The organism is Polaribacter glomeratus (assembly GCF_002954665.1).
Classification (GTDB): Bacteria; Bacteroidota; Bacteroidia; order Flavobacteriales; family Flavobacteriaceae; genus Polaribacter; species Polaribacter glomeratus.
This window is the reverse complement of sequence record NZ_MSCM01000001.1, coordinates 1,922,090-1,935,832: the sequence shown is the minus strand read 5'-3', so window position 1 is coordinate 1,935,832 and position 13,743 is coordinate 1,922,090. Positions and strand designations below refer to the sequence as shown.

General features: G+C 31.7%; 9 protein-coding genes. 2 read left to right on the top strand and 7 right to left on the bottom strand.

The window, feature by feature from the left end; translation table 11 throughout:
- The first annotated feature begins 56 nt into the window (after positions 1-56).
- Entirely contained in the window at positions 57-749 is a 693-nt protein-coding gene (locus BTO16_RS08310; RefSeq protein ID WP_105021125.1) for a rhomboid family intramembrane serine protease, read from the top strand.
- 57 nt (positions 750-806) lie between these two features.
- Here BTO16_RS08310 and rlmB read toward each other — a convergent pair whose 3' ends face one another.
- The 7 genes from rlmB to BTO16_RS08275 form a co-directional block, all read right to left on the bottom strand.
- Positions 807-1,562: a 23S rRNA (guanosine(2251)-2'-O)-methyltransferase RlmB gene (gene rlmB / locus BTO16_RS08305; RefSeq protein WP_211298211.1), complete on the bottom strand. Its 756-nt coding sequence runs from the start codon at positions 1,560-1,562 to the stop codon at positions 807-809.
- A gap of 94 nt (positions 1,563-1,656) precedes the next feature.
- A complete protein-coding gene (locus BTO16_RS08300) occupies positions 1,657-4,830 on the bottom strand; it encodes a T9SS type A sorting domain-containing protein (protein ID WP_105021124.1) in 3,174 nt (1,057 codons plus the stop codon).
- A gap of 90 nt (positions 4,831-4,920) precedes the next feature.
- Positions 4,921-5,793, bottom strand: a complete 873-nt coding sequence (locus tag BTO16_RS08295) for a hypothetical protein (protein ID WP_146105368.1) — start codon at positions 5,791-5,793, stop codon at positions 4,921-4,923.
- A 10-nt stretch (positions 5,794-5,803) separates the two neighbouring features.
- Positions 5,804-6,670: a hypothetical protein gene (locus BTO16_RS08290; RefSeq protein WP_146105367.1), complete on the bottom strand. Its 867-nt coding sequence runs from the start codon at positions 6,668-6,670 to the stop codon at positions 5,804-5,806.
- Between the two features lie 26 nt (positions 6,671-6,696).
- Positions 6,697-8,130, bottom strand: a complete 1,434-nt coding sequence (locus BTO16_RS08285) for a SusD/RagB family nutrient-binding outer membrane lipoprotein (RefSeq protein ID WP_105021121.1) — start codon at positions 8,128-8,130, stop codon at positions 6,697-6,699.
- A 21-nt stretch (positions 8,131-8,151) separates the two neighbouring features.
- A complete protein-coding gene (locus BTO16_RS08280; RefSeq protein WP_105021557.1) occupies positions 8,152-11,280 on the bottom strand; it encodes a SusC/RagA family TonB-linked outer membrane protein in 3,129 nt (1,042 codons plus the stop codon).
- A 235-nt stretch (positions 11,281-11,515) separates the two neighbouring features.
- Positions 11,516-13,147 carry a BamA/TamA family outer membrane protein gene (locus tag BTO16_RS08275; RefSeq protein WP_105021120.1) on the bottom strand — a complete coding sequence of 544 codons (1,632 nt, stop codon included), beginning with the start codon at positions 13,145-13,147 and terminating at the stop codon, positions 11,516-11,518.
- A 206-nt stretch (positions 13,148-13,353) separates the two neighbouring features.
- Here BTO16_RS08275 and rpsL point away from each other — a divergent pair, with 206 nt between their 5' ends.
- On the top strand, positions 13,354-13,728 hold the full coding sequence (gene rpsL, locus BTO16_RS08270) for a 30S ribosomal protein S12 (protein ID WP_018943587.1): 375 nt from the start codon (positions 13,354-13,356) through the stop codon (positions 13,726-13,728).
- Positions 13,729-13,743 lie beyond the last annotated feature (15 nt).

Below are 13,743 nucleotides of genomic sequence, written 5' to 3'. Positions count from 1 at the left end.
TTCTGACAGAAATTGCATAATTTGTATTTGGTTAGATTTTTGTTATTTTATGGTTGATGGAAGACAAACATAAAATTAAATTAACAAAGTCATTTTTACTGGTTCCAATTGTATATGTAGTTTCAATTTGGGTTCTTTATTTGATTGAAATTAAATGCAACCTTAATTTTAACAAGTACGGAGTCTATCCAAGAACTTTTGAAGGTTTTAGAGGCGTTTTCTTAACGCATTTTATACATAGCAACACAAGTCATCTTTTTAACAATTCGGTACCTTTATTCGTGCTTTTAAGTAGTCTTTTTTATTTTTATAAAGAAGTTGCCTATAAGGTTTTGTTATTTGGAGCTTTTTTTACAGGATTTTTAACTTGGCTAATAGCAAGAGAATCTTATCATATTGGTGCAAGTGGAATTGTATACCTTTTGTTTAGTTTTGTTTTTTTTAGCGGAATTATACGAAAGCATTACAGATTAGTAGCGCTTTCATTAATTATTATTTTTCTTTACGGAAGTATGATTTGGTATATTTTACCGATCAAAGACGGCATGTCTTGGGAAGGACATTTATCTGGTTTTTTAACAGGTTTTGTATTTGCAATTATTTACAGAAAGAAAGGAATTGTAAAACAAGTACATCAGTTTAAAGAAACAGAATTTGATCTATTATTTGATGAACAAGGTAATTTTTGTCCACCATTAGAGGTCGATTTAAACGAATCAGAAGAATCAGGAAAAGAAATTAATTTATAACAGAATACGAGCAATTGAGTATTTCTTTTTTTTATTTTCTAAAAACCAGAAACCATTCTATTTCTTATTTACAATAACTCTTTGTCTTAAAGTTTCGTATAAGAAAGCGCCACAAGCCACGGATACATTAAGAGAAGCAATTTCACCTAATAAAGGTAATTTAGCTTTATAGTCAACCATTTTTAATACAGAAGGGTTTACACCTTTATCCTCAGAACCCATAACAATTGCTATTGGTTGATTAAAGTTGATGTCATAAACTAAATCATCAGTTTTTTCTGTAGCGGCAACTGTCTTAATATCTGCTGCTTGCAATAAATATAAGGCATCTTTTATATGATCTACCTTACAAATAGGTATTTTAAATGCTGCACCGGCAGAAGTTTTTACTGTTTCTGCATTTACGGGTGCACTTCCGTTTTTTTGGATGATAATTCCGTTAACACCAGTACATTCTGCAGTTCTTATAATTGCGCCAAAATTGCGAACATCAGAAAGTTGATCTAAAACTAAAAACAAAGGAATTTTATCACTTTCTAAAGTATCCTCAATAAGTCTTTCTAAATCATAGAAATCTATAGGAGATATTTGGGCAACAGCACCTTGATGATTGCTGTTTTTAGATAGTCTGTCTAACTTTTCTACAGGAACTAAGCTCGTAGTAATCTTCTTTTCTTTTATGATTTTATCTAATTCATAAAAAAGAGCACCTCTCAATCCTTTTTGAAGATATATTTTATTGATTGTTGAATCACTTTCTATAGCTTCAATAATTGCTCTAATTCCAAATATGATAGTAGTCTCTTTTGTCATGTTGCAAATGTATGTTAAAAAAGAGCATAAAAAAACCACCAAAAGAAAATTCTTTAGGTGGCTTTTAATATTATAATACTTAAATAAGAGTTAATTATTGAATAATAATTTTTTGCGATGTTTTCATACCACCCTTATTCATTTTTACTAAATACATACCTGGTTTTAACCCAGATAAATTTAAACGTTTTTTAGCATTAGAAATATTTATGATTTCAGAATGTACTTTTTGTCCAACTAAATTGTAAACATTTAATTCTGTTTTATCAATATTCTTAGCAGAGGTTACAAACACCTCTCCATTTGATATGGTTGGAAATACTTTTACTTTAGAAGTTGCAAAAATTTCAGTATTTACGTTCAGTGTTCCTGCTTTAAACTGTCCAGAAAAGATACCTCTTCCGTGTGTTGCAGCAAAAACCATATTATCATCTCTTAAATCTAAATCTAAAACTTTAACATTGCTCATTCCATTAAAAGAAGTTTGCCAAACAGGGCTATCGCTAGAGAAATTTGAAGTAAACCAAACACCAAGTTCAGTTCCTATAATAACTTCTTCTAAGTTTAAAGGATTCTGTAAAATAGCTTTAACAGGTAAATCAGGTAAATTTCCATCTTTTGCTTTCCATGTAGCACCCTTATCATTTGTATACCAAATATTATTAACACCATAATTGTGCATTGTAACAAAGATATCGTTTTCAGATTGTCCGTATTCTACATCAGATACACTACCTACGAGTATATTTTTATCTAAACTTGTCCAAGTTGGTGTAGCTGTATTTGCATTTTCAATTAAAAGAATATCTCCTAAAAGTGTACCAACAAGCACTGTTGATGAGGTTTTAGTATATGTAGAAATCGTAAATGCCGTTGGTCTGTTTGTTAGTAAAGCATTTGTTAAATCTGTTTTTGTTAAAGTAGCAGTACTCTTAATTCCTGAGTATCTTTTTATAACAGAAACACCTCCAGATGAATAGTTTGAATATAAAATATCTAGATTAGAATCTAAACCCTGTGGATTAATAAAAGATCCAGCTCCTGTATCTTCACTATTAATTGTTACGTTAGGACCATCAAAATTATACAAGTTGATACCATCATTATAAACATAATTTCTAATAATATATCTGTCTGTACCATCTTGATCAAAGAATGTATAAGCACCATCACCACCATAAATTTCAGTAGCACTATCAGTTGCAGATGTATTACCATCTTGAATTAATTGTGTTCCATTATCTTGTAAACCACCAGCAATATAATCTCCTGTAAATGCAGTTGTTGGTCCTACACCTAGTGTGTAAAATTGAGAAGTTACCAAACCATTAGTTCTTTCTACAGTAGTTGTACCTCCATTTGCAGTGTAAGCTACACCACCGTCATTTCCAAACACAACTTTTTTAGAATCATTATGTCCAAAAGCTGCTATGTGTTGATCTGCATGTACCTCTTGAAAACCAAATCCACCATACCAATGTGAAAATTGTGTCCAAGCTGATGCGCCATTGGTCGATTTAAATAAATCGATACCTCCTGCATATACTATCTCATCGTTATTAGGATCAACTTCTAAAAGTAAATCATAAAATGCTTGTCCTCTTGTAAAATCTGCCGCAGTAATACCAGTATCAGCATCGTTTGGCAACGCTTTATTTTGAGTTAAGAATGATACTTTAAATCCATCAGTAGATTTTTTTATAGTAACTCCTTCAGCTAGTTCAGCTAAAACATATATCTTATCAGCCACAGTAGAAGATACTGCAATTTGAGTTCTAATTCCACCTACAACAGTATACGCTTTTGTAAAGGTGTTACCATCAGTAGAAGAAAATATTTCACCACCACCATCACTAAATAATTTACTTCTGGTTGTAGCTAACCATATTTTACCATTTGCACCGATTTCGATATCATTAGGACAATGTTTGTTACCATTAGCAGTTAATGGAAGGTTAATTTCTGACCAGCTATTTCCACCGTTAACAGATTTATACAATCCATAAGATAAACCTCCTATAGTAGTAGTAGCGTTCGATGAACCATATAGTGCATCAGCTGCAGCTACATATATTTCAGAAACGCCACCATTATTTCTAATTTTAATGTCATTTATGTGTTGAATACCAGGAACTACAGTAGCAGTAAATGTACCAGATGCAGGGTTAAGTGAACCAGATACAGCACCAGATGCTAAAGCAGCTTCCATAAGGTCTCCGTTTTCTTTAGATATCATAACTGCCGGGATTGTTATTGTTGCATCTTCACCACCCATTGGTATTGGTTCTCCAGATACATTATTCATAACAATTACAGCAACAGCACCCGCATTTTGAGCGTTTTTAACTTTAATTACAAAAGAGCAATCACCTCTTCTTACTAACGCTATTTTGCCAGTTGCATTTCCACCAAAACTAGTACAGCCTTCAGTTGGGTTGCCAGATGTATCACTAGCAAGAATAAACCCTGCTGATATTTTTGAAGTAATTACAGGTCCAAAATTAGTTGTTGGAAAAGATTGGTAATTACCTGCAATAGTAGATGGGCTTGTTACTGTCATATTAGAAGAAGACACAAAAAAGCTTACGCCTGTATTTCCTCCAAATATATTACTCCAAGTAGCACCACCATCTGTAGATTTCCAGATACCGTCTCCGTTTGCAGAACCATCTGTATGACCAACATATGATTCTCCTGTACCCACATAAAATACTTGTTTATTATTTGGGTCGAATGTAATTGTAGATACTGTTAAGTTTTCTGGAATACCAACTCTTTGCCAAACAGAATTTGCATCTGCTATATTTGTGTTTTTCCATAAACCACCACTAACACCACCTGCAAAAACCGTATTGTCAGAAGCATCGTTTGGATCAAACATAACCGCTCTTGTTCTACCACCAACATTATTTGGTCCACGTTCTACCCAGTCATTGCCAATAGCGCTTCCTGGTGAGCGAGAAAAATAGTTTTGTGTTAACGATAACTCTTTTTGCAATTCTGCTACTTTTATTGGTGTTGGTCTACCCAATTCTGGATTCATAGTTAAAATCCATTGTTCTTCATTATACTTATTGGGTGTTAAACCAAATGCTCTTCTTTCTTCTTTAGACAATTTTAAGGTTTCCTTAAAAGGGTTTTTGTCTATATTTTGTTTGTGTAGTTTCTTAATTTCATCGTTAGCCGCCAAATTATCACTATTAACGAATGTAGAAACTAGATAGATGCCTAATGTAAGTAGGACTATAGATGCTATAATTTTTTTCATTTATAAGGGTTTTTTTTTAAGTAAAAAGCACCCCTATATAAAAATATAGAGGTGCTTTTGTTATTTATTATTTATGTTTATCGTCATTGATTACATAGGTGTTACTGTGTAATTATAACCATTTACTGTAACAGTTGCAACAGCTGTTAAAGTACCAGCTGGTGTAGACAGGTTATTTGCAGTATTTGTAAATGACCCAGCAGTAGCAAAATTTGCTTGGCTATACGACACAGTTACAGGAACTGTTTCAGTTTCTGCAAAAGGTGTATTAGGGTTATCATATAAATTTAATACTACAAAGTAATCACCGTTAGGTAAACCTGTTATAGAACCAGTTTCTGTACAAGCACCAGTAGCGCCTAAATATTGTACAAAATCTCCAGCAGTTGTGTATAATTCTACATCAAAATCTATAGTACAAAAGTCTATAGTCGTTGAAGCAGGACCATTATCAAATGTATACTCACCAGCCCAAGTTGTAGAGAATTCTAAAACATCATTTACAAAATCGTTACTAATAGTAACTGGTAAATTGAAGCTATTTATTGTAAAATTAGCATCTACCATTGCTTGCAAATTAAAAGTTTCTGTACCTTCAATATCACCTGTTTTAAATACTTCTACATTAGTAGAACCAACCGTTTGTCCGGCAGCTATTACAATTTCACCAACTGAATAATCAGCTGAATTTGCGTTACCACTTGCTTGCTTAAAAGAAACAACTGCATTTATTGGTTGCGGTTGCGCTATTGTAGCTGTTATCTTTATACTATAAGTACTTGGATTATCTTCATCTATTAAACTTTCGTTTATTGTGTAAGAAGTCTGAGCACTTGACAGTGTTACTGCTACATCACTCCATTTAAGAGAAGAAGCACCTGTAAATTGGTCATTGTCCTCACAAGAAGTAAAAAGAATACTAATTGACATGACTAAACATATCGATTTTATTATATTTTTCATTTTTTTATTTTTATAGTTTAGTGAAAGTAGCAATATTTTCTATTTTATCAGCTCCACCACCAAATTCAACGATATAGTATAATACTAACTTACCTGTAGTAGCATCTGCACTACCATCTTTAAAGCTATATACTTGATTTGAATAAGTCCCTTGTGCCAAACCTTGTTGAGCAGCATTTAATGTTCCACAAACATCATTAAAGTTTAAACCTACATCTGGTGCAATTGATGCAGCTGCCCATCTGTATGTGGTTGTAGTTTTGTATAATCCTGGACCAACTTCAGAAATAAGCTCATTTGGGAAATTAACATTTAACCCATTACTTGTTACAACATTTAAGCTATAAGCACCAGCTAAATCAGATGCACAGTTAATAGTAACATCATATTTGCTAGAATTAGAACCTTGGTAATATACTTTACCAGTAGTTGTAAATACCTTAACTCTAAAATTGATTTGATCACCAATTCTTAAACTTTTAGGATCTAAGTTTAATCCACTTAAATAGTCAGCAACAGTACTATACGAAATAGTGTAAGGTAATGTTGTAGTTTCTGCTACCACAGTTTCAGCGCCACCATTAAAAGATTTTACAATCTCGTATTTACTTACATTTTTAGCGAAAGCTCCAGGCTCAAGTGCTAAGTTAATTAATAAATCAGCATTTACATCAATCAATGCTACTTCAGAGTTTGCTAAGTCTAAAGGGTTAAGGGCGTTTCCTAACAGTTTACCAGTTGTTCCACTTAAAGTGGTTACAACTCCTTCTGCAGAAATATTATAATCTACGTCCAATGAGTCTTCACTATCTACACATGATGCAAACGTCATAATCATTGACAAGAAAAATATCGATAATATTTTAATTTTTTTCATTTTATATGTTTTTAATTTTTAAAAATTTATTGCCAAAATAAAGTACTTGATAAAACATCAGATCCAATCTTTGAAACTGCAGCATCATAACTTGTTTTGTTTAATGATGATTCAGTTGTTGGGTAATGTAAACGAGAAGGAATTGAACCAAGAATTGATTCTGCTGCAGGTGATAATGCAGGAATTTTAGTTCTTCTCCATTCTGTCCAAGTTTCAAAACCTTGACCGTATAAAGCAATCCATACTTGTGTTGCTATTTTAACTTTTCCGTCTGCTTTAGAGCTAAAGTTTAAAGATGATTGTGTTAAATAAGAAGTAGCGTCTAAACCATTAAACTTATAACTAGCTGTTATTCCTTTTTTATACCAATCTAAAGCCATTGCATTACCACCAGTAATGAAACCTTCGTTTGCTGCTTCAGCAACTAAGAAACTTAACTGAGAATAAGACATTAATACACCAGGAAGAGTAGGTGTTAAATAGAAAGCACCTAAAGGAGAAATATTTGCATATGTATATCCTAAACCTTCATTTGGCAATGTAGTTTGTGCACCAAAACCAGAAGGCTTTCCTACAATGTTTCCGCTTGCATTTTCACCAGCATAAACAGCTAATCTATCATCATTTAATCCTGTTAAAATACTAACTAAAACCGAATTTACTTTGTACTCAGCTCTGTTACCATCAACGATAGTTTCCCATATAGGGTTTGCATCTGGTACAGCAGCTAAATATGTTAATTGAGCACTGTCTTCATTAGAAGTAAACATTTTACCCATTAAAGCCTGTAGTTCTGTATTTACATTTCTAGTTTTAGAGATTCTCATTAAAGCTCTAAACTTTAAAGAGTTTGCAAGCTTTAACCATTTACTAGTGTCACCACCATAAAATAAATCAGAAGTTGCAGTAATTTCTCCAGACCCATTTGCTAATAATGCTGATGCATCAGTTAACATTTTAAGGATTCCTTCATATACAACTGCTTCATCGTCATATGCAGGCTGTAATATTGCACCATCAATAGCTTCTGTAAATGGTATAGGGCCATAAAAATCTACTAATGTTTGGTATCCTACAGCTCCCATAACTAGGGCAGCACCTTTAAGGCTATTGTTCTCTTCTATCTCTGCTAATTTATACATAGCATTAGACTCTGATATAACACTAGCATAAATGTTATTCCAAATTGCATTGATATTACCAACTCTCGGTTCATATCTTGCTTCTTCGTTATACTGAACTTTAGACCAGTGTTGCGCCCAACATTCACCCATGTCACCACCTAATTGTGCTGAATACATGGTATTCATGAATATTCTTTGAGTTCCTCCCAACAAAAGGTGGGCAGGAATCGCTGTGGAGTTGTTTGGATCCACATTTAACTCTTCGAAGCCTTCATCACATCCTGTTAAAAGAATGAAGCTTAGAAAAGCATATATAATTATATTTATTTTTTTCATAATATGTTTCTATTTACTTTATTAAAATCTCATGTTAATATTGAAACCAATGTTTCTAGCTGATGGATATTGACCAAATTCTTGACCTTGATTTCCATTTGAGCTACTAAATCCTGTTTCAGGATCAATATGTGGAGCTTTCTTGTATAAGATAGCAAGATTTCTACCAACTATCGAGAACTTTAAAGATTGTACTATTGATTCTTTTAAAAATCTGTTTGGTAAAGTATACCCAATTGATATTTGTCTTAATTTAACATAAGAAGCATCAAATACAGAACTAGACTCTACACCATTAGAAAAAGATGCTTGGTTATATGCTTTTGCACTAACTGTTACGTTATTTGGCACAAAACCACCATTACCGTCAGACATTACACCATTACCAACTACACCAGTTTCACGACCAATAACAGTTTCTGATAAAGTACCTGCGTATCTACCCCATGCATAAGTCATACTGTGTACATCACCACCAATTTTCGCATCTAACAATGTAGATATATCAAAATCTTTGTAACGAAATGCGAAATTTGCACCACCTGTCCAGTCTGGAGCGATATTACCAATAACTTGTTGCTCAGAATTTATCAATGGTAAACCATTTTGATAAATTACTTGACCACTAGCAGTTCTCTGGAAATCTCTACCAATTAATGTTCCATAAGGCTGTCCTGGTCTAGCTTCTAAACTAACTCCCCATTGACCACCTAAAACATAACTATCTAATTCACCTAAAGAAACAACTTCGTTTACGTTAGCTGCAAAGTTTAAATCAACATCAAAAGAAAAATCTTCTTTTTTAATGATTGTACCACCTAACTGAAATTCAAAACCTGAGTTATTCATGTCGGCAACGTTATCCCAAACACTTGTAAATCCTGTAGCAGCAGATACTTGTATTGGTACTAATAAGTCCTCACTTCTTTGATCATAGTAAGAAGCACTAAAACGTAATCTGTTGTTAAACATTTTAGCATCAAGACCAAATTCTATTCCAGTTACAGTTTCCGCTTTTAAGTTAGGGTTAAACTGAGTGTTTGGAACACTAGCCTGATTTCCAAAACCTGTATTATTTAAACCAAAAGTTTGATTTAAAGAATAAGCACCTAGTGCACCTGTACTACCAACTCTAGACCAACCACCTCTTACTTTTAAGAAGTTTATGTTGTTAGCTTTTAATCCTTCAAATACATCAGACAATACTGCCGAACCTGTAACAGATGGGTAAAAGAATGAATTGTTAGCTACTGGTAAAATACTTGAGTAATCTTTTCTTCCTGTAAAATCTAAGAAGAACATGTCTTTGTAAGAAAATTGTCCATAACCATAAAAACTATTAATTTTTTGGTCACTATGAAAATTACTTATGTCAGCAGTAGATCCTGTTTGTAAATTTGATAAACTATATAAATTTGGTAATTCCAATGCTGGTAAACTTCCACGAACATTATCACCTTTTTGATACATGTGATTTCCACCTAAACTTAATGAGAATCCAATATCTTCAGATAAATTTCTGTTATAGTTTAATAAGAAACTAGCATTTAATTCCTCAAATCTTCTAATTCTTTCTTCATAAGCACCATTTTGAGCACTATTACTACCAACAGCTTGTCTGTTAGTTGTACGTTGGCTAAATTGATCTATACCAACAACAGTTGTAAGTGTTAAATGATCTGTTAATTGAGAAACTAAATCTACATTACCAATAATACGATCTTTTTCAAATGTATTTCTATTTGTTTCTAAAATCCAATATGGGTTATTTTGGAAGTTATGATTCCAGTTTAAAGGAGTTCCTTCTGCTGCAGTACCAACTGGTGCTAAAGGAAAGTTTCTCCAATCTCTTAATTCAGTAAAATTAACTTGTCTTGCAGACCAGATAAATTGTTGAAAAGGATTTTCATTATTATAACCACCAGTAGGGATGTTATCACTATCTTGATTAAAGTAGTTCAAAGATACTCCTGCTTTTACATAATCTCCAAGTTGTAAAGAACCACTAACACCTACAGAAAATTTCTTTAATTCTGTAAATGGCACCATTCCTTTTTCTTCACTGTTACCAATAGATAATCTAAAAGCACCACTAGTTACAGAAACGTTATTAGAAATATTAACACCTGTATTCAAGAAATCTTTAACATTATCTGGGCTAGAAACCCAAGGAGTTGCTAAACCATTATTTGTTAATTGAGAATTCCACTGTACAAATTCTAATCCAGCATCTAAAGCAGGACCCCAGCTCTCATCAACACCATCACCAACACCACCACTAGCACCATCAACATATTTAAAGAAAGTTGGATCACCACCTTGTCCATAAGAATTTTGATAATCAGGTAAAAGTAAAGGATTAGAGAACGTAATATTTGTATTTATAGAAACACTAAATTTTTTGTTTGCATTACCTCTTTTAGTAGTAATAACAATTACACCATTACCAGCTCTAAGACCGTATAATGCAGCAGCATTTGGTCCTTTTAATACTGTGATAGATTCAACATCATCAGGATTAATATCTGCAGCTCCGTTTGGTAAATCAACTCCACCACCAGAACCAGCATTACCAAAAGAAGAGTTATTAATCGGTATACCATCAACTACATACAAAGGCTCATTATTACCTGTAATAGAAGAGTTACCTCTTAATACAATTCTAGAAGATGCTCCAACACTACCAGATGTACCAGTAACTTGAACACCGGCAACTTTACCACTAATAGCGTTTGTAATGTTGCTTTCTCTTGCCTCTGTCATGTCATCTCCTTTGATGCTCTGTACAGAATAACCAAGTGCTTTTTCTGATCTTTTGATACCAAAAGCAGTAACAACTATTTCATCAAGTACTTCACCACCTTCTTCTAAGGTAACGTTAATTACATTTGATGCTCCAACTGTTTTCTCAGAAGATTTATAACCAAGATATCTAAAAACTAAAACGCTTCCAGATTTAGCTTTGATAGAATATTTACCATCAAAGTCAGTTTCAACACCTTTTACAGTACCCTTAATTGTTACACTAACTCCAGGTAAAGTTCCTGACGAATCAGATACCTTTCCGGAAATAGTCTTTTCTTGTGCAAACGAAATTTGCACGACCAACGCTAGTAATAGCGTTAAAATTCCATTAAACTTTGTCTTCATTTTATAATTATTTGAATTAATTAACCCCAAAAGTCTTAAATAAATCTTAAATAAACAATTTTTTAACATAAAAATGAACTATAATTCTTAATAAAGATGTTTTATGATGTAAAAAAGGATATCTAATGCACAGAAAAACAATTTATTAGACTTTTTATTGCTGACCATTTTAATTCTCGAAAACATTAATTTGTCTTCTTTTTATATGATATCTATGGTTTAAAGTGTGCAATAATTAGAATAATACCTTCCAATTAATAATTATTTTCGCATTTTTAGTTAGAATTTGTGAGTTATCTTCTTTGTTTACAACAATACCTAAATCAATGATTGTTTTGTTATTTATAAATTTAAAACCAAGACCAAAACTTACCAAATTTCTCTTTTCCTCTTTAACTTTTCCTAAATCTGTAATAGAGTATAAATAGGATGTTTCAGAAGTTAGAAACCTGTATTCAATATTAAAAAAAGTGTAGTTTCTTGTAAAAACACTTTGTTCATTAAACCCTCTAATAGAATTTGCCCCGCCAATTCTAAAAAGTTCGTTGTTTAAATAAGAGTCAGAATTTAAAACCCCTGTGTCATTTTTAACATATATGCTATTTCTATAATTTATATCCCAAATATAAGAAGTTATGGCTTTAATTTTAAATTGATTCGAAGATGCTATTGCTATTTTTCTTTTTCCAAACTCAGGTTTTATCTCTAAATGAAACTTATTGTTAAAAAATTTATCATTCTTTGGTATTGTGTAAGATAAATAGAACCCAATAAAATTACTATTAAAAGTATCAATTTCATCTGTAGAACTTAAAGTTTGTAAAATGTTAGAAGTTTCTGAGTTGTAAGATACGCCAACTTTTAGTTTATCATTAATTTGATATTTTATTTTTGAATTAAATGTAGTGTTTAAAAAACTTGAATCTTGTTTATATATAGAAAATGAAAGCTCTGGTGTTATCAGTGTATTAAATACATACGGAATTTCAGTTAATATTTTAAACTCTTGTCTTTCATAGCCTATACTATTCCAAAACATCTCAAATTTCTCTCCACTGTCTAAAATGTTATTAAATTTTAAATCAATAGTACCATTAAACAATAATTTACCAGTTTCATCCGAAGCAAAATTAACCAAACCATCAAAACTATTGTTTGGATGTTTTTTTAGATATAGGTATAGCAATGTAGAATCTTTTGTGAAAAGAATTTCAGGAGTTTTAATTTGTTGTATAAATTTTATTCCTTTGGATAAATTCGAAATTTCTGTTATTTTTTTTTGATTTATTTCTGCGTCTGATTTTATATTGAAATAGTTTTTTATAAATGATGCAGGGAAGTTATCATAACCTTTTACAAGTATTTTGTTTAGAACTCTTTTTTCTGATGGTTTAATTTCTAAGTCTGCAAATAGGATTTTACCAGTAATTAAAATATTCTTTAATTTAACCTTAGAAAAGGATCTTCCATCTTTATCTAATAAACTCGAAATTTCAAGCAGAAGTATTTCTAGTTTTTCTATAGGTACATAAATTAAGTCCTCTACAATTGTATGTTTTTTAAGTAAAAATATTATATCAGAATTCGATTTTAAAACTACTTCTTCGATCCTATCTTCTAAATTGAAGTAAGCATTATATTCTTTAGTTGTTTTTGTAATGCTATCAAGAGAGTGTGTAAAATAACCTATATTTTTTAAATGGATCGATATTCTATTTAATTCTATATAAATTGAAATGGAATCAATATGTTTTTTTTGATATGCTATTTTTTCTAAAACCAAATTATCATTAACATTTAAAGACGTTATGTATAAATCTAACTTTTGAGCAAAAAAGGTGCTAGTTAAAAATATAAAAAATACCATATTAAAAAAATGTCTAATTTTTCGATTCAAAGTAGCTGTAATGTTAGGTTCAAATGTAAAATAAAATAGTAAAAAGGCATCGAAATTAAATCAATTTAAAAAAATAACTAGTTGATATTTGAATAATTAGAATTTATTTGTACATTTGCGGACTCTTAAAAAAGAGATAATGTTTAATTATAAACGAAAAACAGGAATAATTTAGTATGCCAACTATTCAACAATTAGTTCGTAAAGGAAGAACCAAAATAACTAAGAAGAGTAAATCGGCTGCTTTGTCGTCTTGTCCGCAAAGACGTGGAGTATGTACTCGAGTTTATACCACAACACCAAAGAAACCTAATTCTGCAATGCGTAAAGTAGCCAGAGTTAGATTGACAAATGGTAATGAGATAAACGCGTACATCCCAGGTGAAGGACATAACTTACAGGAGCACTCGATAGTATTAGTTAGAGGTGGAAGGGTAAAAGATTTACCAGGTGTTAAATATCACGTAGTACGTGGTGCATTAGATACAGCAGGTGTTGAGGGTAGAACCCAACGTAGGTCTAAGTATGGTGCAAAACGCCCAAAAAAGTAATTTAGTAACTTTTTT

Coding starts and splice junctions, on each gene's coding strand:
- BTO16_RS08285 (WP_105021121.1), bottom strand. CDS start 8,130: ATGAAAAAAATAAATATAATTATATATGCTTTTCTAAGCTTCATTCTT.
- rlmB (WP_211298211.1), bottom strand. CDS start 1,562: ATGACAAAAGAGACTACTATCATATTTGGAATTAGAGCAATTATTGAA.
- BTO16_RS08280 (WP_105021557.1), bottom strand. CDS start 11,280: ATGAAGACAAAGTTTAATGGAATTTTAACGCTATTACTAGCGTTGGTC.
- BTO16_RS08295 (WP_146105368.1), bottom strand. CDS start 5,793: ATGAAAAATATAATAAAATCGATATGTTTAGTCATGTCAATTAGTATT.
- rpsL (WP_018943587.1), top strand. CDS start 13,354: ATGCCAACTATTCAACAATTAGTTCGTAAAGGAAGAACCAAAATAACT.
- BTO16_RS08300 (WP_105021124.1), bottom strand. CDS start 4,830: ATGAAAAAAATTATAGCATCTATAGTCCTACTTACATTAGGCATCTAT.
- BTO16_RS08310 (WP_105021125.1), top strand. CDS start 57: ATGGAAGACAAACATAAAATTAAATTAACAAAGTCATTTTTACTGGTT.
- BTO16_RS08275 (WP_105021120.1), bottom strand. CDS start 13,147: ATGGTATTTTTTATATTTTTAACTAGCACCTTTTTTGCTCAAAAGTTA.
- BTO16_RS08290 (WP_146105367.1), bottom strand. CDS start 6,670: ATGAAAAAAATTAAAATATTATCGATATTTTTCTTGTCAATGATTATG.